At 71.3% G+C, this 25,412-nt stretch carries 24 protein-coding genes; 21 read left to right on the forward strand and 3 right to left on the reverse strand.

Annotated elements, in window-relative coordinates; genetic code table 11:
* The first annotated feature begins 1 nt into the window (after window position 1).
* From ABD466_RS30215 to ABD466_RS30255, 8 genes are all read left to right on the forward strand, one after another.
* Window positions 2-940 carry a sugar phosphate isomerase/epimerase family protein gene (locus ABD466_RS30215; protein ID WP_344660607.1) on the forward strand — a complete coding sequence of 313 codons (939 nt, stop codon included), beginning with the start codon at window positions 2-4 and terminating at the stop codon, window positions 938-940.
* Window positions 941-943: 3 nt separating this feature from the next.
* Complete coding sequence (locus tag ABD466_RS30220) at window positions 944-1,708, forward strand: class I SAM-dependent methyltransferase (protein ID WP_344660608.1); 765 nt, start codon at window positions 944-946, stop codon at window positions 1,706-1,708.
* A gap of 19 nt (window positions 1,709-1,727) precedes the next feature.
* Window positions 1,728-2,375, forward strand: a complete 648-nt coding sequence (locus ABD466_RS30225; protein ID WP_344660609.1) for a hypothetical protein — start codon at window positions 1,728-1,730, stop codon at window positions 2,373-2,375.
* A gap of 107 nt (window positions 2,376-2,482) precedes the next feature.
* Complete coding sequence (locus ABD466_RS30230; RefSeq protein ID WP_344660610.1) at window positions 2,483-3,412, forward strand: proline dehydrogenase family protein; 930 nt, start codon at window positions 2,483-2,485, stop codon at window positions 3,410-3,412.
* A gap of 48 nt (window positions 3,413-3,460) precedes the next feature.
* Window positions 3,461-4,267, forward strand: a complete 807-nt coding sequence (gene proC / locus ABD466_RS30235) for a pyrroline-5-carboxylate reductase (protein ID WP_344660611.1) — start codon at window positions 3,461-3,463, stop codon at window positions 4,265-4,267.
* A 204-nt stretch (window positions 4,268-4,471) separates the two neighbouring features.
* On the forward strand, window positions 4,472-5,800 hold the full coding sequence (locus ABD466_RS30245; RefSeq protein ID WP_344660612.1) for a CoA transferase: 1,329 nt from the start codon (window positions 4,472-4,474) through the stop codon (window positions 5,798-5,800).
* 7 nt (window positions 5,801-5,807) lie between these two features.
* Window positions 5,808-6,548 (forward strand): SDR family NAD(P)-dependent oxidoreductase, encoded by a 741-nt coding sequence (locus tag ABD466_RS30250; protein ID WP_344660613.1) that lies wholly within the window; start codon window positions 5,808-5,810, stop codon window positions 6,546-6,548.
* 84 nt (window positions 6,549-6,632) lie between these two features.
* Window positions 6,633-8,282, forward strand: a complete 1,650-nt coding sequence (locus tag ABD466_RS30255; protein ID WP_344660614.1) for a purple acid phosphatase family protein — start codon at window positions 6,633-6,635, stop codon at window positions 8,280-8,282.
* On the opposite strand, the gene ABD466_RS30260 is transcribed toward ABD466_RS30255, so the two are convergent.
* The 3 genes from ABD466_RS30260 to ABD466_RS30270 form a co-directional block, all read right to left on the reverse strand.
* The gene (locus ABD466_RS30260; RefSeq protein WP_344660615.1) at window positions 8,245-11,655 is read right to left on the reverse strand and encodes an NACHT domain-containing protein; all 3,411 of its coding nucleotides are present in this window, start codon (window positions 11,653-11,655) and stop codon (window positions 8,245-8,247) included. The genes ABD466_RS30255 and ABD466_RS30260 overlap by 38 nt on opposite strands.
* Window positions 11,656-11,736: 81 nt before the next feature.
* Window positions 11,737-12,891 (reverse strand): SPFH domain-containing protein, encoded by a 1,155-nt coding sequence (locus ABD466_RS30265; protein WP_344660616.1) that lies wholly within the window; start codon window positions 12,889-12,891, stop codon window positions 11,737-11,739.
* 51 nt (window positions 12,892-12,942) lie between these two features.
* A complete protein-coding gene (locus ABD466_RS30270; protein ID WP_425558785.1) occupies window positions 12,943-13,194 on the reverse strand; it encodes a hypothetical protein in 252 nt (83 codons plus the stop codon).
* 71 nt (window positions 13,195-13,265) lie between these two features.
* On the opposite strand from ABD466_RS30270, the gene ABD466_RS30275 reads away from it, so the two are divergent.
* The 13 genes from ABD466_RS30275 to ABD466_RS30335 all read left to right on the forward strand — a co-directional run bounded on the left by ABD466_RS30275 (window position 13,266) and on the right by ABD466_RS30335 (window position 25,145).
* Window positions 13,266-14,504, forward strand: a complete 1,239-nt coding sequence (locus tag ABD466_RS30275) for an MFS transporter (RefSeq protein WP_344660618.1) — start codon at window positions 13,266-13,268, stop codon at window positions 14,502-14,504.
* Window positions 14,501-15,895: an efflux RND transporter periplasmic adaptor subunit gene (locus ABD466_RS30280; protein WP_344660619.1), complete on the forward strand. Its 1,395-nt coding sequence runs from the start codon at window positions 14,501-14,503 to the stop codon at window positions 15,893-15,895. The genes ABD466_RS30275 and ABD466_RS30280 overlap by 4 nt, the downstream gene beginning before the upstream one ends.
* Window positions 15,896-15,899: 4 nt before the next feature.
* Entirely contained in the window at window positions 15,900-16,589 is a 690-nt protein-coding gene (locus ABD466_RS30285) for an ABC transporter ATP-binding protein (RefSeq protein ID WP_344660620.1), read from the forward strand.
* Window positions 16,586-17,770: an ABC transporter permease gene (locus ABD466_RS30290; protein ID WP_344660621.1), complete on the forward strand. Its 1,185-nt coding sequence runs from the start codon at window positions 16,586-16,588 to the stop codon at window positions 17,768-17,770. Before ABD466_RS30285 ends, ABD466_RS30290 begins: the two co-directional genes overlap by 4 nt.
* Window positions 17,771-17,783: 13 nt before the next feature.
* Entirely contained in the window at window positions 17,784-18,743 is a 960-nt protein-coding gene (locus ABD466_RS30295) for a phosphatase (protein ID WP_344660622.1), read from the forward strand.
* A 377-nt stretch (window positions 18,744-19,120) separates the two neighbouring features.
* Complete coding sequence (locus ABD466_RS30300; protein ID WP_344660631.1) at window positions 19,121-19,345, forward strand: helix-turn-helix domain-containing protein; 225 nt, start codon at window positions 19,121-19,123, stop codon at window positions 19,343-19,345.
* Window positions 19,346-19,495: 150 nt separating this feature from the next.
* Window positions 19,496-19,597 carry a 30S ribosomal protein bS22 gene (locus ABD466_RS30305; RefSeq protein ID WP_015796886.1) on the forward strand — a complete coding sequence of 34 codons (102 nt, stop codon included), beginning with the start codon at window positions 19,496-19,498 and terminating at the stop codon, window positions 19,595-19,597.
* An 81-nt stretch (window positions 19,598-19,678) separates the two neighbouring features.
* Window positions 19,679-20,611, forward strand: a complete 933-nt coding sequence (locus tag ABD466_RS30310; protein WP_344660623.1) for an NAD-dependent epimerase/dehydratase family protein — start codon at window positions 19,679-19,681, stop codon at window positions 20,609-20,611.
* A 1-nt stretch (window position 20,612) separates the two neighbouring features.
* Entirely contained in the window at window positions 20,613-21,470 is an 858-nt protein-coding gene (locus tag ABD466_RS30315; RefSeq protein ID WP_344660624.1) for a lysophospholipid acyltransferase family protein, read from the forward strand.
* A gap of 370 nt (window positions 21,471-21,840) precedes the next feature.
* Window positions 21,841-22,512: a Crp/Fnr family transcriptional regulator gene (locus ABD466_RS30320; RefSeq protein ID WP_344660625.1), complete on the forward strand. Its 672-nt coding sequence runs from the start codon at window positions 21,841-21,843 to the stop codon at window positions 22,510-22,512.
* Window positions 22,513-22,841: 329 nt separating this feature from the next.
* Window positions 22,842-23,753: a hypothetical protein gene (locus ABD466_RS30325; protein WP_344660626.1), complete on the forward strand. Its 912-nt coding sequence runs from the start codon at window positions 22,842-22,844 to the stop codon at window positions 23,751-23,753.
* Window positions 23,737-24,096, forward strand: coding sequence for a PadR family transcriptional regulator (locus ABD466_RS30330; RefSeq protein WP_344660627.1), 360 nt, complete (start codon window positions 23,737-23,739; stop codon window positions 24,094-24,096). Before ABD466_RS30325 ends, ABD466_RS30330 begins: the two co-directional genes overlap by 17 nt.
* Window positions 24,093-25,145 (forward strand): hypothetical protein, encoded by a 1,053-nt coding sequence (locus ABD466_RS30335; protein WP_344660628.1) that lies wholly within the window; start codon window positions 24,093-24,095, stop codon window positions 25,143-25,145. Before ABD466_RS30330 ends, ABD466_RS30335 begins: the two co-directional genes overlap by 4 nt.
* The last annotated feature ends 267 nt before the right edge of the window (window positions 25,146-25,412 follow it).

Raw genomic sequence — 25,412 nt, forward strand, 5'->3', positions numbered from 1 at the left:
CGTGACCTTCAGGACCGACAGCGCCGGGACGACGGAGCACGTCATCCTGCCGAAGGTCGGCCTGTCGACCTCGTCGGTCTACCCCGAGAGCACGCGCTACGCCTTCGACGTCGCGTCCCGGCTCGGCTACGACGGCGTCGAGGTCATGGTGTCGGTGGACCCGGCGAGCCAGTACCCGGAGAAGATCCAGGAGTACGTCGACGAGTACCAGATCCCGGTGGTCTCGATCCACGCCCCGACGCTGTTCTGGCTGAACCTGAAGCGGGTCTGGGGCTCGGACCCCTGGGAGAAGCTGAAGAGGTCCCGGGAGGCGGCCGCGCGGGTCGGCGCCAAAGTGGTCGTGGTGCACCCGCCGTTCCGCTGGCAGCAGCCCTACGCCGAGGAGTTCGCCGAGGGGATCCGGCGCCTGAATCAGGAGTCGGACATCCAGTTCGCGGTGGAGAACATGTACCCGTGGCGGGCCTCCACCCCCGACATCTTCGGCCGCATTCCGCGCATCAGGCTGCCCCGGATGGAGCGCGAGGGCGAGGCCTACTTCCCGGGCTGGGACCCCACCGGGACCGGCTACGAGCACTACGTCCTGGACCTGTCCCACACCGCGACCGCGCGCAACGACGCGCTGGCGATGTACGAGCGGATGGGCGACCGGCTGGTGCACCTGCACCTGGCCGACGGCACCGGCCAGAACAAGGACGAGCACCTGGTGCCGGGGCGCGGCACGCAGCCGTGCCAGGAGATCCTGGAGCGGATCGCGCGGCGCGGCCTGGACGGCGCCGTGGTGCTGGAGGTGAGCACCCGGCGCGCGGAGACCGCGCTGCAGCGCGAGGAGGATCTGCGGGAGTCCCTGCTGTTCGCCCGCCGGGCGTTGGCCAGGGTGTGGGACGACAAGGAGCCGCGCGCTCTGCGGGCGTCCGGAGAACCGAGCGCCACGAAGGGGTGACCGTTGACCGAGTCCTCGATGTTCGACAACCTGGCTTCCGTCTACGCACAGGGCCGGCCCACCTATCCGCCGGCGGTCTTCGACGCCTTGCAGGACCTGGCCGGGCGACCGCTGGCCGGGGCGCGGGTCGCCGACGTCGGCGCCGGGACCGGCATCTTCTCCCGGCAGCTCCAGGCCGGGGGCGCCGCGGTCACGGCGGTGGAGCTGTCCGAGCCGATGCTGCGGCAGCTGGTGGCGGACTCCCCGGGGGTCGGCGCGGTGCTGGGCAGCGCCAACGCGCTGCCGCTGCGGGACGCCTCGGTCGACTTCGTGACCTTCGCGCAGGCCTGGCACTGGGTGGACCCGGAGCTGGCGGTGCCGGAGGTGCTGCGGGTGCTCAAGCCGGGCGGTGTGCTGGCCTGCGTCTGGAACAAACCGGTCGCGGACGCGCCGTGGCGCACCGGCTACAACGATCGCATCAGGGAGCTGATCGGGGGCGAACCGGACTACGGCAACGACAGCACCGGTTTCGACCAGGAGCCGCGGATCGCCATGGGCTCGCACGGCGCCGGACTGCGGACGCTGGTCTTCGAGGCGCCGTGGTCCCGGACCATATCCATGGAGCAGCGGATGGTGAACGTCACCTCGCGCTCGTACATGAGCACCGTGGCGCCGGAGCGGCTGGCGGCGTTCCTGGACGCCGAGCGTGCCGTCCTGCTGGAACACTTCCCGGATGGGATGGTTGTAGAGGAATACACCACATGGCTGGGGGTCGTCCGCAAGCCCTGAGGTATGCCAGGATCCTGCCATGCGTTGGGGGGGATCCGCGGCTCTGCGGTGGGTTTGCGTCCTGGTCCTGGCGGCGGCGCTGCTGTTGACGCTGCCGATGCGCACCCCCCACCGGGCCCGCTTCGGGCAGGTGCTGGCCGGGGTACGGACCGGCCAGGTCACCCGCGTGCAGGTCCACGACGACGCCGGGACCGGGGTGTCCGTCGTGTGGCACGAGGGACCGCTGCGCTGGTACCGGGCCGACGGCCCCTACGACGCGCGGACGCAGCTCCAGCTCGCGGGGACGACGGCGGGTTCGCACGGGTTGTCCTTCACCACCCTGGGCTCGGACCGGCTCTGGATCGAGGCCGTGGCCGACGCCGACGAGCCGTCCTGGCTGGTCTTCGCGGCGGGTGTGCTGTGGGGCCTGAGCTTCATCGCCATGCTGGCCGTCGCCAGCCACCCCTACGCCACCCGGTGGGCGTGGTTCTGGCTGTTCGTGGTCGGCGGGATCGGCCCGATCCTGATGTGGTTCAAGGAGCCCGAGCCGTTGCCGGTCCGCCCCGGGCGGCGGCGGCGCACCCGGCCGTCCGAGCCCGTCAACGGCGCCACCGGGCTCGTCTACGCGGTGCTGTGGGCCTTCAGCCTGTATCTGGCCGGGCTCGGCATCGGCGCGCTCACCGGCTGAGCCCGCCGCTGATCCGTCGCCCGCGCGGCTCACCGGTCCGGACGCGGGCCGGTTTCGGTTCTAGGCTTGGCCTGCTGGGGAAAGCACGGCGGGCAGGAGGACCTGAGGTGTTGCGTCGGACATTGCTGGCGGCGGCGGGCAGTGAGCGCACGCGCGCCCTCATCGAGCGCTCCCCGGGGTCGCGGCAGGTGGTGAAGCGCTACGTGGCCGGGCCCGCCACCGACGACGCCGTGGCGGTGGCCGACGCGTTGATCGAGGACGGCCTGCTGGCCACGATCGACCATCTGGGCGAGGACACCACCGATTCCAACCAGGCGATCCTGGTCAAGGAGGCGTACCTGCTCCTGCTGGAGCGGCTGGCCGCGGCCGGTCTGACCCCGCACGCCGAGGTGTCGGTGAAGCTGTCGGCGATCGGCCAGTCGCTGAGCAGCGACGGCGAGAAGATAGCCCTCGAACACGCGCACGCGGTCTGCGAGGCCGCACAGCGCGCCGGGACGACGGTGACCTTCGACATGGAGGACCACACCACCACCGACTCGACCCTGAAGATCGTCTCCGAACTGCGGCGGGACTACCCCTGGGCGGGCATCGTGCTGCAGGCGTACCTGCGGCGCACCGAGGCCGACTGCAAGGACTTCGCCGCCCCCGGCTCGCGGGTCCGGCTGTGCAAGGGCGCCTACCGGGAACCGGAGTCGGTGGCGTACCAGGAGAAGCAGGAAGTGGACCTGTCCTTCGTCCGCTGCATGCGCACTCTGATGGCCGGCGAAGGCTACCCGATGCTGGCCACCCACGACCCGCGGCTGATCGAGATCGGCGGTGCGCTGGCGGTCCGCAACGGGCGCAGCATCGGCAGCTACGAGTTCCAGATGCTGTTCGGGGTGCGGCCGCACGAGCAGAAGCGGCTGGCCGCCGCCGGCGAACGCATGCGGGTGTATGTGCCCTATGGGAGCGAGTGGTACGGCTACCTCATGCGACGATTGGCTGAGCGCCCGGCGAACCTCGGCTTCTTCGCGCGGTCGCTGCTCTCGAAGGACTGAGCAAGGGCCGCCGCCCCCGCGGCCCGCACCGTGAGGAGAAGAGCGGACATGACCCAGCGCGTCGCCGTCCTCGGCACCGGAAAGATCGGCGAGGCCCTGGTCTCCGGCCTGTTGCGGGCCGGGAAGCCGGCCCGCGAGGTGCTGGTCACCGCGCGCCGCCCGGAGCGGGCCGCCGCGCTGCACGAGAGCTACGGCGTGGAGGCGGTGAGCAACGCCGAGGCCGCCGTCAAGGCCGACACCCTCATCCTCACGGTCAAGCCGCAGGACATGGGCACGCTGCTGGAGGAACTCGCCCCGCACGTGCCGGCCGGCAAGCTGGTCATCTCCGGCGCCGCGGGCATCACCACCCAGTTCATCGCCTCCCGGCTCGCCGAGGGGGTTCCGGTGGTGCGGGTCATGACCAACACCCCGGTGCTGGTCGACGAGGCCATGTCCGCGATCTCGGCGGGCAGCCACGCCACCGAGGAGCACCTGGCGCGCACCGAGGAGATCTTCGCCCCGGTCGGCAAGACCATCCGGGTGCCCGAGGCGCAGCAGGACGCCGTGACGGCGCTGTCCGGCTCCGGCCCGGCGTACTTCTACTACCTGGTCGAGGCCATGACCGACGCCGGCATCCTGCTCGGGCTGCCGCGAGCCGCCGCGCACGACCTGATCGTGCAGGCCGCGATCGGCGCCGCGGTGATGCTGCGCGACTCCGGCGAGCACCCGGTGAAGCTGCGCGAGGCGGTGACCTCCCCGGCCGGGACCACCATCTCCGCCATCCGCACCATGGAGGACCACGGCGTGCGGGCGGCCATGATCGCGGCCCTGGAGGCCGCGCGGGACCGCTCGCGGGAGCTGGCCTCCGGCGCCTGACGCGCCGGACGCGTGTGACGTGCCGGGCACGCCTGACGCGGCGCACGGCGCGCGCTGGCGCGGCTGGCCCCGCGACAGCGGGCGACGGTGGTGCTCCGGCTCCGGGAAGACCAGTCGGTCGAGCAGACGGCGCACATCGGCGAGTGACTCATCCCACGGTGGCTTATGGACCACCACACCCCAAGCCGTCGTTAGGGTCCGACTATGGATGATCTCGGTCTGCCGTCGGTGTTTCGGGTCGGGGAGTTCGCGGCCCGGTCGGTGGCGGCGGCGCATACGCGGGCCGCGGAGCTTCTCGCGGCGCGGAACGGTGTCGCGGTGCCTGACGTGTCGGTCGGAGTGCGTGAGGCGGCGATCGCCTTCCGGAGTGAGCGCTACCTGCGGGTGGACGGCGAGGCCGCGTTCGAGTGGGCGCCGCTGTCGGGGGACTACGAGGCCGCGGACGGTTGGGTGCGGTTGCACTGCAACTTCGAGCACCACGCTGAGATCGCGTGCCGGGTGCTCGGCGTCCCGCAGGAGCGGGAGGCGGTCGAGGCCGCGCTGCGACGGCGTGGGCGCTTCGAGGTGGAAGACGCGATCGCCGAGGCGGGTGGGGTCGCCGCGGCGATGCGGACGCGGGACGAGTGGCTGGCCCATGAGCAGAGTGGCGCCGTCGCTGCGCGGCCTTTGGCGGCGATCGGGCCGGTGGCGGCTGCTTCGTCGGCGGGTGGGGCCAGCGGTGCTGGAGGTACCGGCGGTGCGGGCCGAGCGGAGCTCGCCGACCGCCTCGGCCCCAGCACCCGTCCGCTGGCCGGCGTCCGCGTCCTGGACCTGACCCGCATCATCGCCGGGCCGAACGCGGGGCGGGTGCTGGCCGGCTACGGCGCCGAGGTCACCATGGTGCGGTCGCCGTCGCTGCCGACGATCCGCGGGCTCGATCTGGATCTGAACTTCGGCAAGGCTCTGCGGTTCCTCGATCTGCGGTCCGCCGAGGGGCGTGCGGCGTTCCTCGATCTGGTACGCGGGGCCGACATCGTGCTCCAGTCCTACCGGCCCGGCGCGTTGGCGGCGCTGGGGCTGGGCGCGGAGGAGCTGGCGGCGGTCAACCCGGCGCTCGTCCACGTCTCGATCTCCGCCTACGGCACCGACGGACCGTGGGGCGGGCGTCGTGGCTTCGACTCGCTGGTGCAGATGGCTGTCGGCATCGCCGACGAGGGGATGCGCGCCGGCGGGGCGTCGCGGCCGGTGCCGCTGCCCGCGCAGGTGCTGGACCACGGCGCCGGGTGGTGGGCGGCGGCCGGCGCGGTCGAGGCGCTGAACCGGGGCGGCGGGCTGGCGGTGGACGTCAGCCTGGCCGGTGTCGCCGCCGCGCTCGACGCCCTCGGGCGGGTGGAGCCGGCGGTCGGGCTCGCCGTCGCCGACCCGGCCTTGTCAGATGTCGAAGACCTCCTGCTGCGCACGCCGAGCGCCGCCGGGCTGCTCACGCACGTGCGGTTCCCGGGCAGTGTGGCCGGGGCCGAATTCGGGTGGGGCGGACCGCCGCCGATCGTATGATCGCGGCATGGGACAGATCGTCATCTCCGGTGGAGGCACCGGCATCGGGCTGGCCGCCGCCCGGTTGTTCGGCGCCGACGGGAACCGGGTGCACATCGTCGGACGGCGGGCGAAGGTCGTCGAGGACGCCGCCGCCGCGCTCAACGCCGAGTTCGGCGAGCAGCGCGTGGTCGCGCACGCCGCCGACCTGACCGAGACCGCGGACGTGGAGCGGGTCGCCGGCGCGATCGCCGAGACCGGCGACCCGGTCGACGTGCTGGTCAACAACGCCGGCGGGAACTTCGGCACGGCCGGGGCCGACGCCACGCTCGCGGAGGTCGCGGCCGACTACCGCGCCAACTTCGAGGGCAACGTCCTGACCGCGGTACTGCTCACCGAGGCCCTCATCCCGCAGCTCGCGCGGCCGGGCGGGGCGATCGTGACGGTGACGTCCATCGCCGCGGTCCGGGGACCCGGGTCCTATGGAGGGGCCAAGGCCCACCTGCACGCCGTCACGTACGAGTGGGCCACCAGCCTGGCCGCGGACGGCATCCGCGCCAACGCCGTCGCCCCGGGATTCACCGAGGACACGGAGTTCTTCGGCGCGCGCATGAACCCGGCCTTCCACGCCAGCCGGGTCGGCCAGACGCTGTTGAAGAAGGCCGGCACTCCCGACGAGATCGCGGAGGCGATCAAGTACCTCGCCGGTGCCGCCAACGTGACGGGAGAGATCCTGCACATCAACGGAGGCGCCGTACTGGGCCGGTAGGAACGTGCGGCGGGCCCCAACCTTCCTTCGGCGCTCACCGTGCGTTCACCCACGGGTGTCAGCCCTCTGGCTAGCGTCGCGGCCATGACCGATCGGATGCCCGTCGACCGTCGTACCGCCCTGATCGCCGCCGGGACGGCCGGCGCCGCCCTCGCCGCGTCGCCGTTGCTGGCCTCGCCCGCTGCCGCCGCCACCGCGGACGCCCCTGCCGACGCCACCGCCACCGCCGCCACCGCGGGCCCGGCGTCGCCCGCGGTGGCGCCCGGCGACTCCCCGCTGCTGCTCACCACTCCCGGCGCGCTCGGCGCCCCGCCGGTGGACGGCCTGCACCTGACCTTCGGCGCCGACCCGGCGCGGGAGATGTACGCGTCGTGGACCACGGCGAAGCCCGTGCGGCGGCCGCGGGTGCGCTTCGGCAGCCTGGAGGGCGGCCACGGCGACACCGTGCAGGCGGAGACCCGCACCTACACCGACGGCGCCTCCAACCGTCAGGTGTACGTCCACCACGCCCACATCACCGGCCTGCGTCCGGACACCACCTACGTCTACAGCGCGCTGCATGACGGCGTCCTGCCGGACTCCGCCGCCTTCCGGACCGCGCCGAGCGGCCGGAAGCCGTTCACCTTCACCAGTTTCGGTGACCAGGCCACGCCGGGGACCACCTGGACCACCACCGCCTCCGGCGGCTTCACCGCGGGGGCCGCCACCCTGGCGTCGCCGGCGGCCGGAGACATCGTGGCCGGCATCGAGCAGGTGGCGCCGCTGTTCCACCTGCTCAACGGCGACCTCTGCTACGCCAACATCAACCCCGACCGGCTGCGGACCTGGGACTCGTTCTTCCAGAACAACACCCGTTCGGCCCGCTTCCGGCCGTGGATGCCCGCGGCCGGCAACCACGAGAACGAGAAGGGCAACGGGCCGCTGGGCTTCTCGGCCTACCAGACCCGCTTCGCCCTGCCGCCGAACGGCGAGGACGCGGAGTTCGCCGGGCTCTGGTACGCCTTCACCGTCGGCGCGGTCCGCTTCGTCGTGCTGCAGAACGACGACGTGGCGCTGCAGGACGGCGGCGACAGCTACGTCAGCGGCTACAGCGCCGGCCGGCAGAAGGCCTGGCTGGAGCGCACGCTGAAGGCCGCGCGCCGCAGCCGGGACATCGACTGGATCGTCGTCTGCATGCACCAGGTGATGATCTCCAGCTCCGACGCCAACGGCGCCGACCTCGGCATCCGGCAGCAGTGGGGCCCGCTGTTCGACGAGTACGAGGTCGACCTGGTGGTCTGCGGCCACGAGCACGACTACGAGCGCTCGCACCCGATCCGCGGCGTGGTCTCCGGCAGCGAGACGCTGACCCCGAACCCGGTGGCGACCGACACCGGCACCGTCGACACCTCGAAGGGCACCGTCCACATGGTCCTCGGCGGCGGCGGCACCTCCAGCCCGAGCAACCAGAAGTTCTTCTCCGGCAGCAAGGCGAAGGTGCTGACGGCCGTCGGCGCGGTCGGTGCCAACGGGAAGAAGACCCCGACCTACGTGTTCGAGGACGCGCCCTGGATCGGTGTCCGCGACGAGAAGAACCCCTACGGCTTCGCCGCGTTCGACGTCGACCCGGGCACCCACGCCGGCGGCGAGACGCGGATCCACGTGACCTACTACGTGGTGGCCCAGCCGGACGGCAAGATCGCTCCGCTGGAGACCTTCACGCTGACCAGAACTCGGTCGGACCGGCGGTCCTGACCCGCAGGCGGGGGTTGGCCTGGAGTGGCTCCAGGTCGACCCCCGCCGTCCGGTCGAAGGTCACGCTGCGCAGATACGGCAGGGCCGCCAGGGCCGCGAGGTCGATGCCGACCGCCGAGTCGAGGTGCAGGTCCACGATGTTCGGCGCGGCGGCCAGCGCGGCCAGATGCGTCGGCGTCAGGCCGTCGAGCGTGAGCGCGGTGACGTGCTCGTAGCGTTCCAGGCCGTGGAAGTCGATCCAGCGGGCGCCGATGATGCGCAGCTCGGTGACGGACGAGTGCATGCGGATCCGCCCGGTGCGGTCGCGTGCGTCGAAGGTGAGCCGCACCTCGGGGAAGTCGCTCAGGATGCCGGCGTCGATGCCGTCCAGTGAGGTGACGCCGAGCTTGCGCAGGCGTCCGGACTCCGCCAGCGGACGGAGGTCCACCACCGCGTCGCCGGGCAGGTCGAGCTCGGCCAGGCGCGGGGTCGCCGCGATCGCCTCGATGTTCAGGGCCAGGTGCCGGTGGATGCTCAGGTGGGTCAGGGTCTCCGAGCGGGCCAGGTCGTCGACGTGCAGGTTGGCGCTCCCACTGAGGCGCAGCCGGGTGACGTTCGGCACGTAGGCGAGGTCCCCGAGCGCGCCGATGTACCGTCCGCCCAGCTCGACCGCTTCCAGCTTCGGCAGATGGGCGAGCGATATCAGCGTGATCTCCACCTCGTCGGACAGTTTCAGGCGAGCGATGTTCGCCAGGCCGTTGAAGGCGTCCTGCGACAAGCCGGTGCCGAAGCGGCAGCTGAGCACCGTGATGTTCTCCGCGTCGGCGAGGCGGGCGAGCGCCCCCGACCGGTGGCTGGCGAACGTGAGCTGCCGCAACTGCGGCGCCTCCGCGAGGATGGCGAGGTCGGGCAGGTCCGGATCGATCAGCTGGACGCCCCAGAGGTGGTCGATGGCCGCCATGTGGGCGCAGTCCGCCGCCGAGAGCCCGAGGACCGTCAGCAGCTCGACGTTGCGCAGCGTCTTGACCATGGGCAGCAGTTGCGGCCGCAGCACCGTGAGGGGCTCCGCCCGGAAGTCCACCGGCTCCAGGATCTGTTTGTGGAACACCGCCGGGTCCTTGGACTCGTGCCAGGCGGCGATCAGCTCGTTGCGGACGTCGTGGTCGCCGTGCCGGGCGATCTGGCGCATGATCACCCGGGCCGTCGGATCGTCGGGATCGATGAGCCGGGCCGCCTGCACGGTCGCCGCGGCCTCCTCCGGCCGAAGCCGTTCCGGGCGCTTCGCCACGTCGGCCAGCAGGTCCAGCACGAACGGCCCGACCGCCACGGTGCGGGCCTCGGCGTTGTCGCGGGGCGGAAGCAACTCCTTCGTCCGGTGCTGGATCGCCGCCGTCCACTGCGGGTCGACCATCCCGACGTCCGCGATGCACGCCAAAGCCAGCAGGCTGAGCTGCCGTGCGACCTCCTCCATCTCGATGTCGCACCGCCGGAGCAGCCCTTCGAGGAGCCGCCCCTGGACCTTGCTGTTGCTCTGCGCCTGCCCGACGGCCATCATCAGCACGTCCTGGTACAGCGCGTCGTGGGCGTTGTCGATCAGCAGGTTGTAGTGCTCCTCCTGGAGCACGCGCTTGGCGGCCAGGTAGTCCTGGAAGCTCGGATGCCGGAACTCGAGCTCGTCCATCGTCGGCTCCTGCAGCACGCCGCAGCGCTCGATCAGGTACTTGAGCAGATCCTCGGCCTCCGGCGTCCACGCGCCGCGGAACCGCAGCGTGGGCAGGATGCCGGCGACCTTCGCCAGCGCCACCGAGCGGGGGATGTTGCGGCGCCGCTCCAGCAGCATCCACAGGGCGAACTCGGCCAGGAACCGTTCCACCTGTTCGCGGCTGAGATGCACCGGGAACGTCTTGATCTTGTTGTGGCTGTCGCGCTTCTCGAAGAACATCGCGAAGGCCCGCTCGTACAGCGCGGTCCGGTTCTGCGGCAGGACCCCGTTGTCCGAGTAGTAGAGCGCGCAGATCATCGCGCACAGCAGCGGTGTGGTGGCGATCCGGGCCAGGTCGCGGCGGGACTGGACGGCCTGCATGAGGTCCGCGGTGCCGTCCTGGAGCGCCGGGTCGGAGTCGCCCCACTGCAGCAGCGCGGCCTGGTGCCAGCGTTCGACGAAGGTCGCCACCTGCGCCGTCGACATGGGGTTGATCACCGCCGAGGTGAAGCCGGCCCGGCGCAGTTCCCGGCGCCACTGCTCGTCCACGCCGGCCGCGCGGGAGGTGACCACCAGCCGGGCGAACGGGTGGATCGCGACCAGGTCGGTGATCCAGTCCAGGGCCAGCGGCCGCAGCGACTCCGGGATCTCGTCGACGCCGTCCACGTAGACCGCCGCGTTGCCGGTCTTCAGCAGCGCCCGCTCCCAGCCCGGCATCAGGCCGGCCAGGCCCGGGGCCAGGGTGCTGAGCAGGTCGTCGACGTTCGGCAGGGTCAGCGCGCCGTCCTTCACGAACTCCCGCAGCCGGAGCAGGAACGGCACGGTCGGGCCGGCGCCGGACGCGGCCGGGCGGCCGTCCGGGGCGAACGCCTCGATCCCGCCCAGCGTGAGGTGCTGCAGCAGGGTCGACTTGCCGGCGCCGGCCGGGCCCTCCAGCAGCACCCGCTGCCGTTCCTCGACCAGGGCGCCCATCCGGCTCCACTCGACCCGCCGCGGCGCCGCCCCGCCGTCGCCGCGCCCGGGTGCCTCCGAGGACTCGACGGTGAGGTCGACGAACCCGGTCATCAGGTCGATCGCGCGGTCGGCCGGCCCGAGGTCCATGCCGAACAGCCGCATCATGTTGAACTTCTTGCGGACCAGGACCGCATAGTCGGCCAGCAGTGCGGACACCTGGTCCTCGGGGAAGCGGTCGCCGCCCTGGGCCACCAGATGGGTGATGGCGGCGGCGCTGTAGTTCTCCCGCCGGGTGAAGAACTCCACGATGTGCGGGCAGGCGGCGTCGGCCAGCTCCCGCAGCGCCGGCTCGAGGTCGTCGCCGACCGTGCGGCGGATCGTCGGGAACACCGCGAGCAGCGCGTCGCGCAACCCTTCGGGCCGCATCCGCAGGTCCAGCATCAGTTTCATGTCGACGCAGCTGTACGGGAGCCCGAGCACCAGCGCGCCGAACGCCTCGACCACGCGCCGGCCGTCGTCCGGGTCCAGCTCCGGGGTCCGCTTCAACACCTCGCGGGCGAACAGCTCCAGGTCCTCGCTCTCGAGGGCGGCCTTGCGCCGCTCGATCACCGGGATCCGGCTGACCCGGATCGGATCCTCGACCACCCGCGCCCCCGGTCCCGGCCCGGTGAACACGGCTTTGCCGACCAGCGCCGCCGCCTTCTTGAGCGCGGCCAACTCGGTCCCGGTGAACGACACGTCAACGCCCCCACATCAGCCCAGCCCTGCCGACGTTCAGCAGACTACTGACATGGGGGCGTGCCGTCCCGGTGGTCCGGACTACTTCTCGTCCTCGATCCGGACCCGCTCTATGACCTGCGGCGTGGCGGCGCCGTCGGACTTGCCCCGGCCGTCCTCGTCGCCGATGCCCTTCTTCACCGAGTCCAGGATCGCCAGCCCCTGGCCGACCAGCCCGGCCGCGATCTCGGACAGGCCGTCGGCGCCGTTGAGCACGTTGATGTTGGCGCCGTTCAGGCCGGCCGCGGCCTTCTCCACGATCAGCGGCAGCTGGTCGATGATCATGCGGTCCAGCGCCACGCGGTCGTAGCTGGCCGCGGCCTCGGCCTGGATCCGCATCCGCTCGGCCTCGGCGGCCGCGGTGATCCGGACCCGCTCGGCCTCGGCCTCGGCCGGCTTCACGACCTCGGCGACCAGCTGCTGCTGGCGCAGCTCGGCGGCGCGCTCCGCGAGCTCGGTCTGCGCCATCAGCACCTCCTGCTGGGCCTTGGCCGCGGACAGCGGGCCGGCCTGCGCCGCGACCGCCTGCGCCTGATCCACCTCCGCCTTGTACTTGGCCTGCACGATCGCGGTCTGCCGGGCGTACTCGGCCTTGTTGCGCTCGGCCTCCTGCTGGGCCTCCACCGAGGCCTGGGTGGCCTGGGCCTGGGCGATCTGGGCCTGGCGCTGGATGGCGGCCTTGTGCGGGGCGGCCATGGCGTCGATGTAGCCGGTCTGCATGTCGTCGATCGACATGATCTGCAGCGAGTCGACGATCAGGCCGATCTTGGCCATCTCGGACTTGGAGGTGTCCAGCACCTCCTCGGCCAGCTTCTGGCGCTCGGTGACGATCTCCTCCACGGTCATCGAGCCGATGATGGAGCGCAGGTGGCCGGCGAAGATGCGGGCGGTCAGCGTGGACATCTGGTCCTGGTCGGACAGGAAGCGCTGTCCGGCGTTGACGATGCTCTCGACGTCGTTGCCGACCTTGAACGCGATGACCGCCTTCACGGTCAGGGAGATCCCCTGCTTGGTCACGCAGGTCTCGGAGACCTCCGCCTCCTGCATGGACAGGGTCAGGAAGCGGGTCTTGCGGAATATCGGGAGCACGAACTTGCCGTGGCCGGTGACGACCCGGAACGGGGCCCCGCCCTGCCCCCGGCGCCCGCCGGAGATGAGCATCGCCTCGTCGGGGGAGGGGACCTTGTAGCCGAGCATGCTGGTCAGCCTTCTTCCCGTGAGCTGGAGTGGACGTTCAGGGTTGCGCGTTCACAGCCGGTCCAGCGCGTCCAGCGGGTCTTCGGGGTCGGGGAACGCCACCACGTCCACCGCACGGGCTCCGCGGGACTCCACGACCAGGACCTGGGTGCCCTTCGCCAGCGGCTCCTCCGACCAGGCCAGGAAAGCCTCGCTGCCGCCGCGCACCTGCACCACCACCTCGCCGGGCCCCCGCTGGCCGCGCGTACCGACGTGCAGCACGCCCACGCATCCGATCACCGCGTCGTCTGGCACTTTCCGCACGTTACACCCGCGCCCGGGGCGGAACCACGCAACCCCTTCCCACGGAAGATCACGTCGCCTACGCTGCCCGCATGTCGGAGGTAGTGGCGAGTGGTCTGGTCCGCAACCGGGTTGCGACTTCTGTGTTCTTCGGGGTGCAGGGGTTCGCGTTCTCGCTGCTGACGTCGAAGGTGTCGGTCATCCAGAAACAACTGGGACTGGACGACGGCACGCTGGCGGTGCTGCTCGCGGTGGTGCCGGTGCTGGCGGGCGTCGGCTCGCTGCTGGCCGGGACGGCGATGCGGTGGACGACGTCGGCCGTCGTCCTGCGGGTGGCGGAACCGACGGTGATCGGCGTGCTGATCGCGGTGCCGCACGCGCGCAACCTGTGGCAGGCGATGCCGATCCTCATGCTGTTCGGGCTGGCGGTCGGCGCGGCCGACGCGACGATGAACATGCAGGCGTGCGGGCTGGAACGGCGCTACGGCCGGTCGATCGTGCTGTCGTTCTTCGGCCTGTGGGCGGCCGGGGCGATCGTCGGCTCGTCGTGGGGCGCGCTCGGGTCGGCCGCGGGCTGGCACCTGAGCGTGATCTATCTGGCCGGCGCGGCGGTCGGGATCGCGGCGACGCTCTACGCCGGGCCGATACTGCTGCGGAACCTGCGCGACGAGACGGTCGTCAAGGACGCAGACGGGAAGCTGCCATCCGTGCCCTGGCGGCCGATGCTTCTGCTCTGCCTCGTGATGACCCTCGCCTATATCGGCGAGTCCAGCGTCACCAATGCCGGCAGCGTGTACCTGACCAAGGGCTTGAAGTCCTCCGACACCTTCGGGGGTCTGGTGGTCGGCGCTTACACACTGGGACAGGTGGTGGGCCGTCTGCGTGGGGACCTGCTGGTCCAGCGCTACGGGGGCGTGAAGGTGGTGCGGGCCGGGGCGGTGGTGTGTGCGCTCGGGTTCGTGATCGTGGTCGCCGCGGCGGGCCCGTACATGGCGCTGGCCGGATTCCTGATAGCCGGCCTCGGTCTTTCTCCGCTGGTCCCGCAGGCGTTCACGACGGCGCACGCCAACGATCCGGCCGGATCGGGAGTCGCGGTCGCGCGCATCAACGTCTTCAACTACCTCGGATTCCTGCTCGGTGCGCCCTTGGTGACCGGATTGTGGGGCGCCGGCGTGTCGCACCGTGAGGGCATGGCGGTGCCGATGGTGATGATCGCGCTGATCATCGTGCTGGCGTTCGCGTTCGATCCGCGCCGCGTGCCGAAGGCCGTCGGCGGCCAGGCGACCCCGGCCGTCGGCGGCGCGGAAACGGTACCTACATTGGGTTCGTGACCAAACAAGGCACGGTGATGGCGGGGGTCCTCGTCAGTTCGCTCCTGGCCGTCGGCCTCAGTGGCTGCGGCGGTGGCGGCGACTCGGGGATCACCAAGGCCGCGGTCGGATACGGGCCGGTGGCCGAGATCGTCGAGGCGCCCGCGACGGTGACGCCCAAGGCGCAGATCACGGTCGACGCCGCGGCCGCCGGCTCGGTGGCGCAGCTGATGGTCGGCGACGGACAGCACGTCGACGCCGGACAGGCACTGGTGCGGATCGACTCGCCGGAGGCGAAGGCACAGCTGGACGCGGCGAAGGCGGCGGACGCCCAGGCGGCGTCGCAGGGCAAGAACGGTTCGGCGGGCGGGTCGAGCGTCGTCGACTTCACCCGGTCGCAGTCGCTGGCGGACACGAACGCGAAGAAGGCGTTCGACGCGGCGCAGGCCACGGCGGACCAGATCGCCGATCCCACGGTGAAGGCATCGATCCTGAGCCAGATATCCAGTGCGCGCAACGATTATGCGACGGCGTCGGCGGACGTGCGGAACACCATCGGGAACTTCAACAAGGGGTTCGCTTCGGTGTCGGATGTGCTGGGGTCGCTGGGCGACGCCCAGCGGACGCAGACCCAGGCGGCTGTGGCCATCGCGCAGAAGACGGTCGACTCGCTCACGGTGAAGGCGGCGATCTCGGGAACGGTTTCGCTGCGGAGCGGGATCGGAGGCGGCGGGGCGTCCGGCGTCGACGTCTCCTCGGTGCTGTCGCAGTTGGGAGGGAATCTCGGGTCGCTGGCCGGGGCGGCGGGGAGCCTCGGGGCGGCGAGCGGTGGAGGTTCCGGCGGATCGTCGGGGTCGGGGAACGACACGGTGATCTCGCAGGGGTCGCCGGTCGATTCCGGCGCGCCGCTGTTGGTGCTGACGGATTCGTCGGCGCTGACCTTGACGGCGCAGGTCGACGAGACGTCGATCCTGAAGGTGGCGCCGGGGGTCACGGCGGACGTGCAGTTGGACGCGGTGCCCGACGCGAGGTATCCGGCGACGGTGTTGTCGGTGGACAGCCAGGGGCAGTCGTCCAGCCGGGGCGGGGTGACGTATCGGGTTCGGCTCTCGCTGCAGGGCGGGACGCTCGGGGACGGATCGCCGGCGCCGACGCCGCGGGCGGGGATGAGCGCGGTCGCGGACCTCAAGGTGGCCGACAAACAGCACGTGCTGGCCGTGCCGGCGGCGGCGGTCGTCCATGACGGGGACCAGGACATCGTGTGGCTGGTGACGGCGAACGTCGCTCACCGGCATGTGGTCCGTCTGGGGGCGCAGGGTGATGCTTCGGTGGAGATCGCCAGCGGGCTCAACGAAGGGGACGTGATCGTGACCGCCGGGGCCGACAAGGTCCACGACGGGCAGAAGCTGTAAGGCCATGGCCGAGATAGAGGCCGTTGGGATCACCCGTTCGTATCGTATGGACGGGGTCTCCGTGGACGCGTTGCGTGGCGTCTCGCTGACCATCGAAGAGGGCGACTACGCGGCGATCACCGGGCCCTCGGGGTCGGGGAAGTCCACGCTGATGCACCTGTTGGGCTGCCTGGACCGGCCGACGTCCGGAACGCTGCTCATCCGGGGCCGGGACGTGTCCTCCCTCAACGACAGCGAACTGGCCGAGCTGCGGAACCAGACGATCGGGTTCGTGTTCCAGTCCTTCCAGCTGCTGCCGCGGACCACGGCTCTGGAGAACGTCGCGCTGCCGCTGGTCTACCGGGGCGTGCGGCGTGCGGAGCGCAGGACCCGGGCGGCCGAGGCGCTGGAGGCGGTCAACCTCGGCCATCGGCTGACGCACAAGCCCACGCAGATGTCCGGTGGCGAGCAGCAGCGGGTCGCGATCGCGCGGGCTCTGGTGGGGGAGCCGGCGGTGCTGCTGGCCGATGAGCCCACGGGGAACCTCGACACGGTCAACGGGGACGAGGTGATGGCGATCCTCGAGCGGCTGAACAAGGAGCGGGGCGTCGCGGTGGTGCTCGTGACGCACGAGGCCGAGATCGCCGCGCGGGCCAGGCGGATCATCAGGGTGCGGGACGGCCTGATCGAGGAGACGGCGGGGGTCGCGCCATGAGGTTCACCGAGTCGTTCCGGGTCGCGCTCGACGCGTTGCGGGCCAACCGTCTGCGGTCGCTGCTGACGATGCTGGGCGTGGTGATCGGCGTGGCGGCGGTGGTGGTGCTGGTCGCCATCGGGGGCGGCGCCAAACAGCTCGTCACGTCCGAGGTGGAGGGGCTGGGGTCGAACATCGTGTTCGTCGCCCCGGGCAAGTTCCAGTTCGGGACGCAGCCGGCGTTGTCGCGGTTGCAGTTGTCGGACGCCGACTACCTGGACCGCGTGCTCGGACGCCCCGACGCGGTGGCCGTCGCCCTGACGTCCGCGGAGACGATGCGCGCCGGGACCAACACGTTCTACGCGACGGTCCAGGGCACGACGAGCAACGTCGTGGAGGTCTTCGACCGGCCGGTGGAGAAGGGGCGGTACGTCTCCAAGGCCGACATCTCGACGGCCCGGCGGGTCATCGTGCTGGGCCCGGACGCGGCGCACGCCCTGTTCCCCGGGGCCGACGCGGTGGGCCGCCAGGTGACGATGGCGGGCGTGGAGTTCCGCGTGATCGGCGTGTTCAAGGCCAAGGGCGGCGCGTTCGGGGTGAGCCCGGACGCCGAGGTCCACATCCCGGTGACGGCGGCTCAGCGGCTGTTCGGGATGCAGACGATCACCGGCTTCGCGACGAAGGCCGAGTCCCCGGGGCAGGTGGACGCGACCGGGGCGAAGATGGTCGACGCGCTGAAGCGCAAGTACCGCGGCGACGAGTTCACGGCCGTGTCGCAGACGCAGATCCTCGGCACCATCGGGCGGATCCTGTCCCTGCTGACACTGGTGCTCGCGGCGATCGCGGGGATCTCGCTCCTGGTGGGCGGCGTCGGTGTGTCGAACATCATGTTGGTGTCGGTCCGCGAGCGGACGAAGGAGATCGGGCTCCGCAAGGCGCTGGGGGCGAGACAGCGGGACGTGCTGGCACAGTTCCTGTTGGAGGCCGTGATGCTGACGAGCATCGGCGGGTTGATAGGGATCGGCCTGGGGATCGGGGCGTCGTTCACGTTGTCGGCGTTCTCACCGCTGCCGGCGGTGCTGGCGTGGTGGTCGATCGTGCTGGCGTTCGGGGTGTCGGCGGCGGTGGGTGTTTTCTTCGGCGTCATGCCGGCGAGACGCGCTGGAAAACTCGATCCTGTGGTCGCGTTGCGCACGGAGTAGCTACTTTCTTTTCATGAACGCCGCCTCCGCCTCCGACGAACCTCCCGCAGGGGAGGGGTCGTCTTCGCATGACGAGCCTTCCATGGGGGAGGGGTCGTCTTCGCGTAACGAGTTCGGCAGCCGTGAGCTCGGGGGTCGTGGGGGAGCCGGGCGCGAGGGGCTGGGGCGTCAGGAAGCCGGTCGCGAGGAACTCCGCGACCACCTGCTCACCCATCGCATCGCCGGCGCCGTCGCGACGCCGCGGGAGGACAACCTGCGGAAGTACGCGATGTTCGCCGAGCGGGATCCGTACCACCTGTTCGGGCTGGAGCCCGAGCGGGTGTGGAAGCTGGGCGATGTCATCAAGCTGATGGCCGACCGGGTGGGAGTCTCGGGCGATCCGAAGTACCGGTCGGGCCAGGACCACATCGACGTCGATCTGACGGTCGCGGCGTTGGACCGCTTCGCGGAGCGGTTGGGCGAGGCGGGCGAGCGGCGCCAGCGGGTGCTGTTGGCCACGGGACATCCCAGCACACTGCTGGCCGTGCACCTGGCGTTCGCGGCGGCGCTGCGGGACGCGGGGTGCGAAGTGATAGAGGCCGGGGCCGGGTGGTCGTATCAGGCCTCAGCGCAAGTGGGCCGGAAGCGACGGTCGATCGCCTACTTCGGCGGCGTGGGGGTGATGGCCGAGGGCGGATCCCTGGTCCACACACACTCGGCGAGGCCGATCCGGGCGGCCCTGGCGTCGCTGGCGGGGGACGGCGAGCCACTGCCGGACCTGGTGGTCGCCGACCACGGGTGGTGCGGCGGAGCGGGCCAGGCGGGCATCGACGCGATCGGGTTCGCCGATTCGAACGATCCGGCGCTGTTCGTGGGGGAGGCGGAGGGCGTGGTGCAGGTGGCGGTGCCGTTGGATGACGGGATCGCGCCGCGGCACTATGCGCCGATGGTGCGGTATGTGCTGGAGCGGGCGGGGCTGGTTTCCGGCAGCTGAGCTGTTGCCGTGCGGTCTGTCTGGGGGTTTTAAAGGCCTTATACGACCTTCGGTCGGTGTGGTGAAAGCCCGCCGGAAGTCGCAGCTCGTAGGCGGCTTTGGGCCGGCAGGGTGGTCTGTGTCCTGTGTGGGGTGGTGGGCGGACAAGTTGCAGCTCGCCGGTCGGCCAGTCAAGGGCCGCGTCTCCCGGCTGCCGATCGTGCGGCTCCTCGGGTCGTGCTCCCGCTGGCAGGACCGGCTTCATGCATGCCGTTCCCGGTGCCGGGTAACTGCTCACCCCAGATGTAACAGTCCGCAAATCACACGAATGCCGCATCCTCTTCCCCATATGTATCATCCACCCCTATCCTCATAACATGGCTTCTGAGATATCCGACATGCACGGGAGCGCTCGCACGGGCGGCGACGCCGCGCGGCTCTCCGAGGTCAAGTTCCTCACGGTCGCCGAGGTCGCCCAGGTGATGAGGGTGTCCAAGATGACGGTCTACCGACTGGTGCACAGCGGGGAGTTGCCTGCTGTGCGGGTGGGCCGGTCGTTCCGGGTGCCCGAGCAGGCTGTGCAGGAGTACCTGCGGGACGCTTATGTGGCGGACGGCATGTAGGGCGGCGCGGGCTCGCTGGTCGATGGCGGTGGTGGGGGCGCCGGTGGGTGCCTTTTCGGTGGGCTCTGGGGCTGTTTGGTGGCGGGGGGCGGTGACCAGGTACCCTGGGCCAGTCGCGAATCCCGTCACAAGTGAGCGAGGGCACCTTCAGTGGGCTCAGTCATCAAGAAGCGCCGTAAGCGTATGGCCAAGAAGAAGCACCGCAAGCTGCTCAAGAAGACGCGTATCCAGCGTCGTAACAAGAAGAAGTAGCCCGGCGCGCGGGGGGTTGGCCGCGGCATGAGCGGTGCGGGTCGGACTCGGGTGGACGGTGGTCCGCGGCGGGGCCGGCGCGTGCTGGTGATCGGTGCGGACAGCCGGTTGGGGCGGTCCGTCGTCGAGGCGCTGCGGGTGCAGGAGCCGGTGCGGTTCGTCGCGGGCGCCGACGGCGCTGACGCCTCGGGGTCGCCCGCCATCGCGCGGCTGATCGCCGACGCGGATCCGGACACCGTCGTCCACCTGGGGCTGGAGCCCCGGCCTTCGCTGGCCGGTGGACGGGCGGCGATGAAGGAACGCAATGTCATCGGCACGATGCAGTTGCTGGCCGCCTGTTCGAAGGCGCCGGGACTGAAGCGGCTCGTGGTCAAGTCCAGTGGCGCCGTCTACGGGTGTGCGCCGCGGGATCCCGCTCTGTTCGCCGAGGACACCCCTGTACATCAGCCGCCGACCTCGGGCTACGGCAAGGACGTGGCCGAGGCGGAGGGGTACGTGCGCGGGTTCGCCCGGCGGCGGCCCGATGTCGCGGTGTCGGTACTGCGCTTCGCGCCCTTCGCCGGGCCGGGCGTCGCCTCCCCGCTGCTGGACTACCTCACCATGCCCGTGGTGCCCACGGTGCTGGGCTACGACCCGCGCCTGCAGTTCGTCCACATTGACGACGCGGTGCGGGCTTTGGTGCTGGCCGCCGTCGGCGCCCACCCGGGCACCTACAACGTCGCCGGGGACGGCGCCATGCTGCTGTCGCAGATCGCGCGGAGGCTGGGGCGTCCGACGCTCCCGGTGGTGTCCTTCGGTTCGGGCTTCTTCGGCGCCCTCATAAGGCGGGCCGGCATCGCCGACTTCACTCCCGACCAGGTGGCGCTGGTGCGCTACGGGCGGGTGCTGGACACGGCGCGGCTCAAGGCCCGGTTGGGCTGGGAGCCCGAGCACACCACGGCCGAGGCGTTGCGCGCCCATGCCGAGGCGATCGGCCTGAAGCCGGTGGTGCCCGGCTGGACGAAGGGGTACTGAGGTGGGCGAGGAGTCGCAGGAGGGCTGGGAGGAGAAAGCCGCGCGGGGCTTGGCGTTCCTGCGGCGGCGGCTGAACGGCGAGTACGAGGTCGACGAGTTCGGGTTCGATCCCGATCTGAACGACTCCGTGCTGATGAACGTGCTGCGCCCGCTCTATGAGAAGTACTTCCGCGTCGAGGTCTCGGGCATCGGGAACGTGCCGAGTGAGGGTGGCGCCCTGATCGTCGCCAACCATTCCGGGACCGTGCCGATCGACGCGCTGATGACCCAGGTCGCGCTGCTGGACCACCACCCGGCCCGGCGGCATCTGCGGATGCTGGCCGCCGACCTGGTCTTCACGCTGCCCTTCGTCGGGGAGGTGGCCCGCAAGATGGGGCACACGCTGGCGTGCACCCCGGACGCCGAGCGGCTGCTGCGGGGCGGCGAGGTGGTCGCGGTGTTCCCGGAGGGCTTCAAGGGTGTCGGGAAGCCGTTCTCGCAACGGTACCGGTTGCAGCGGTTCGGGCGCGGGGGCTTCGTCTCGGCCGCGTTGCGGACCGGGGTGCCGATCATCCCGGTGTCCATCGTCGGGGCCGAGGAGATCTATCCGAAGATCGCCGACCTGAAACCGTTGGCGCGGTTGCTCGGGCTGCCCTACTTCCCGATCACGCCGACGTTCCCGCTGCTGGGTCCGCTCGGCCTGGTGCCGCTGCCGACGAAGTGGCACATCGCGTTCGGGGAGCCGATCCCCACCACCGGGTACGAGGCCGGGGCGGCGGACGACCCGATGCTCGTGTTCGACCTCACCGACCAGGTGCGCGAGACGATCCAGGACACGCTGTACCGGCTGCTGCTGCAGCGCCGGTCGGTGTTCTTCTGAAGCGGATTCCCCACTAGCCGGAGTGACCGGCGTCATACTCGCTGTTCCTATCAGATGACGTGGAAGCCTCTGTCGGGAAAGTCGAGGATGGTTCTCGTCGCGCCTGCGGAGGGGGGAGATCCGGGTCCGCCGGGTGGTCGTGTGTGCGTCGCAAGGGGTGCGAGCCCTTGGCGGCGTGCGGCTGCCGGGGATGGTGACGCGGGGGGAGCTGCGGGCGCGGCGGGGTGGGGAACGGGGGTCTTCGGGGGTACACGGGGGACCATCGGGCGCTGCGGGGGAACGGCGGGGCCACGGGGGGCTCCGTTGCTCCGCGGCCGTTGCTCGGGGGCCGAGCTTTGCGTGGGGGCGGGGCTCGATTATCTTCCGAGGAATGGCGCGTGACGACGGGTGGCGGTTCTGGGATCTCCTCGACGCTATGGCAGCCGAGGAGATCCGGTCACGGTCGGTCTACCAGGCCTTCCGGACGGGCGACTCGCTGACCGGGGAAGGCGAGGACACGCACCGCGTGTTCTTCATCCAGTCCGGGTGGGTGTCGGTCATCCAGCACAGCTCCGCCGGCGCCACCCGCATCCTCGCCGTCCGCGGCCCCGGCGACGTCGTCGGGGAGCTGGCCAGCCTGTCCGACCGGCCGCGCAGCGCCACCGTCAAGGCCCGCAGCACCGTCGAGGCGCGCGGGATGAGCGGCGAGGCCTTCATGGACCTCGCCGAGCGCACCCCCTCCATCGCCCGGGCCTTGTTCCGGATCCTCGCCGACCGTCTGCACGACGCCGACCGGCACCGCACCCAGCTGCACGGCTCGGTCGCGCTCGGCGCGGTCGCCGACAAGCTGCTGGAGATCCACTCCTACGCCGGTGCCGGGCAGGACCGGCCGGTGTTCACCCAGGAGGAGATCGCCTGCTGGGCCGGCGTCAGCGTGCCCGCTCTGGCCCGGTCGCTGCGCACGCTGCGCGAGGCCGGGGTGATCCGCAGCGCGCGCCAGCGCATCCTCGTCCTCGACGAGAAGGCGCTGGAGGAGATAGCCCACGACGGGCGTCTGCGCTGAGTCCGCGCGGTCTCCGGGAAGCCCCCGGGACCGCTCGGAAACCCGTTTTTGTGGGTGCCCGCCGATACCGTAATTGGTGAACGGATCCGCGAACGCACCGGTGGAATTCCTGGTGCGGAACTCTTGCGCATCGGAGTATCTTGCGATACATGTCGGGGGGCACGGAGGGTCACTATCAAGGACCTGTTCTCATGAACCCGCCGCGGGAACCGCGTAGTCGCGCAGGTAGGACGCCACGCCGCTTCCACGGACGGGATGCGCAGCCGATCAGCCACCACCCACTTCCCCAAACCGTCAACAATCTGCCCACCCACCGGTCGATCGTCGTCGTGGACGTGGTCTCGTTCACGCGGCCGGACAGGGACAACGTCGATCAGCTCGCAATTCGCGACGCGCTTTACCGCACCCTGCGCGACGCATTCGAGGATTCCGGAATCCCGTGGCGGCAGACCGTGCGGGAGGACCGGGGGGACGGTGTGCTCATCTTCGTCTCCGCGGACGTCTCCAAGGTCCTGCTGCTCGGCAAGCTGCCGTCCCGGCTCGGCGAGCTGCTGGAGCGCGGCAACGCCCAGCGGGCCCCGCGCCAGCGCTTCCGGCTGCGGGTGGCGGTGCACGCCGGCGAGGTGCACCACGACGCGCACGGCTACGCCGGCTACGACGTCAACCTGGCCTTCCGCCTGGTCGACGCCCAGCCGCTGCGGGAGGCCATGGCCGGCAGCCAGGCGGCGGTCGGCCTGATCGTCTCCGAGGGCGTGCACGACGGGGTGCTGCGCCACGGCTACGGCGGTCTGGACGCCGCGGCCTTCCAGCGGGTCCGGGTGCAGGTGAAGTCGGCCGACGTGGCCGGCTGGATCCAGCTCGTGGCCGGCGGGACGGTGTCGGCGCCGCGGCAGGCGGCGCTGGTGGTGCGGCAGGCGGGCGGGTCCGGGACAGCGGGGGCGGCGGGGGCGCCTGGTGCCTCTGGTGTCTCCGGTGTCTCCGGTGTCTCCGGTGTCTCCGGTGCGCCGGGCGCCTCGGCGCTCTCCGGGGTGTCCGGTGAGCCGGGGGTGACGGACGCACGCGATGCCGACCCCGTCGGCCCGGTCGCCGTGCTGCTCGCCGACGAGGCCTCGCTGCTCGACGACCTGGCGGGCCTCGGCGTGCGCACCGTGGTCCTGGTCGGCGGCGCGGCCGGGCTGGCGCAGACGCTTGCTCCTATAGCTCGGCAGGCGATATATATCGACCGTGAGTTCCTCGAGTAGCAGGACGGAGCAGACGTTCCAGATCCTCACCGCGCTCGTCGACGGACCCTTGCACGGCTACGGGATCATCCAGGAGGTCGGGCGCCTGTCGGACGGCCGGACCCAGCTGCGCGTGGGCACCCTCTACGGCGCGCTGGACCGGCTGTCCGGCGAGGGGCTGCTGGTCCTGGACCGTGAGGAGACCGTCTCCGGGCGCCTGCGCCGCTACTACCGCCTCACCGACGCCGGGGCGCGGGTCCTGGCCGAGGAGGCCGAGCGGCTGTCCCGGCAGGCCTCCGTGGCGTTGGAACGGCTGCGCAGGCGGGGGACGATTCAGCGCGCCCCGCGGGGAGGCATGGCATGAGCGAGATCTTGGAGCGGCGCTATCGCAGGCTTTTGCGGATGTTGCCGAAGCACTACCGGCAGTCGCGCGGGGAGGAGCTTCTGGGCGCGTTGATGGAAGGGGCGGGGGAGCAGCGGCGGTGGCCGGAGGCCCGGGAGGCCTTGAGCCTGGCCGGATTGTCGGCGCGGACGCGTTTCCGCGCGGCCGGGGCGGACGGCGGGGAGCACAGGGCTTCGCGGTTCGGCGAGACGGCGCGGGCGATCGCCTTCCTCGGCGCGGCGGTGCTCGCGCTCAACGGGGTCAACGAGGCGGTGATGGTCAAGCTCTACCGCCACACGCTGTTCACCGGCTGGCCCGAGCCACACCGCCGGAAGGACAACACGTGGGAGCTTCGGTACAGCGTCCTCACGACGCTGCACAGAGAACTGCCCGCGCTGTGGCTGCTGATCTTCGCCCTGGTGACCGTCGGCTGGTGGTCCGCCGCCCGCCTCCTGGCCCTCGGAGAGCTGGTGTTCGCCGCCACCGACCTGGACACCAAGGCCGACATGGCGCGCGAGCAACTCCTCCTGGTGGCGGTCACGACGCTCGCCGTCCTGCTCGCTCGCGGCGCCGCCGCACGGCGGGTCCGCGGCGGGTGGCTCGTGCCGGCCGGCGGCGTCGCCGCGGTCGCGCTCGGGGTGTTCGCGCTCGCCCTCAGAGACCCCCGCACCTGGGTCAACTCCAACCCGCATCGCCTCGGGCAGAGGGTGTTCCACGTGCTCTGGGTGGGGAACTGGATGGTCCCCGACACCCGGGTGGCGCTGGTCCTGACCAGCGCGGTGTTCCTCGTCGTCGCCGTCCTCGGATGGCGGTCACCGGTCTGGCCGCTGGCCACCACCGTCGTCGCCTTCGCCACCTTCGGGTCGCTCGTCGTCGGCCGATTCGTCATGCAGTGGGACTACACGGACATGCGGGAGGGCGGTGCGTCCGGCGCCGCGGCGGTGGTCGGCGGGCTGCTCGCGGTGACCCTGCTCGCGCTGATCCGGGAACGCCGCACGCAGCGGTCCGTGGAGCCGACGCCCGCGGGCTGAGGCCGTCACGCGGAGACGGCCGGGTTGCCGGGTGGTCGGTTGGCCGGTGGCCGGGTTGCCGGGCGGCCGGGTGCCCGTATCGCACCCGGCCGCCCAGGCGTTTTCGACGCCTCGGTTCGCAGCCGGTCCGCGTCCCCTAGTGCACGCCGCGTTGGTCTTTCGGGGGTCGGTTCGCGGTTCGCTGCGGTTGGGCGTGGGCGTGGGCGTGGGCGTGGGCGTGGTGGTTGTGGGTGTGGTGCTGTGGAGCGTCGGCGGGTTGCTGTTGTG

Source organism: Catenulispora subtropica, from assembly GCF_039531675.1.
Taxonomy (GTDB): Bacteria; Actinomycetota; Actinomycetes; order Streptomycetales; family Catenulisporaceae; genus Catenulispora; species Catenulispora subtropica.

Coding starts and splice junctions, on each gene's coding strand:
- proC (WP_344660611.1), top strand. CDS start 3,461: ATGACCCAGCGCGTCGCCGTCCTCGGCACCGGAAAGATCGGCGAGGCC.
- ABD466_RS30255 (WP_344660614.1), top strand. CDS start 6,633: ATGACCGATCGGATGCCCGTCGACCGTCGTACCGCCCTGATCGCCGCC.
- ABD466_RS30250 (WP_344660613.1), top strand. CDS start 5,808: ATGGGACAGATCGTCATCTCCGGTGGAGGCACCGGCATCGGGCTGGCC.
- ABD466_RS30245 (WP_344660612.1), top strand. CDS start 4,472: ATGGATGATCTCGGTCTGCCGTCGGTGTTTCGGGTCGGGGAGTTCGCG.
- ABD466_RS30225 (WP_344660609.1), top strand. CDS start 1,728: ATGCGTTGGGGGGGATCCGCGGCTCTGCGGTGGGTTTGCGTCCTGGTC.
- ABD466_RS30265 (WP_344660616.1), bottom strand. CDS start 12,891: ATGCTCGGCTACAAGGTCCCCTCCCCCGACGAGGCGATGCTCATCTCC.
- ABD466_RS30290 (WP_344660621.1), top strand. CDS start 16,586: ATGAGGTTCACCGAGTCGTTCCGGGTCGCGCTCGACGCGTTGCGGGCC.
- ABD466_RS30275 (WP_344660618.1), top strand. CDS start 13,266: ATGTCGGAGGTAGTGGCGAGTGGTCTGGTCCGCAACCGGGTTGCGACT.
- ABD466_RS30295 (WP_344660622.1), top strand. CDS start 17,784: ATGAACGCCGCCTCCGCCTCCGACGAACCTCCCGCAGGGGAGGGGTCG.
- ABD466_RS30285 (WP_344660620.1), top strand. CDS start 15,900: ATGGCCGAGATAGAGGCCGTTGGGATCACCCGTTCGTATCGTATGGAC.
- ABD466_RS30320 (WP_344660625.1), top strand. CDS start 21,841: ATGGCGCGTGACGACGGGTGGCGGTTCTGGGATCTCCTCGACGCTATG.
- ABD466_RS30335 (WP_344660628.1), top strand. CDS start 24,093: ATGAGCGAGATCTTGGAGCGGCGCTATCGCAGGCTTTTGCGGATGTTG.
- ABD466_RS30300 (WP_344660631.1), top strand. CDS start 19,121: ATGCACGGGAGCGCTCGCACGGGCGGCGACGCCGCGCGGCTCTCCGAG.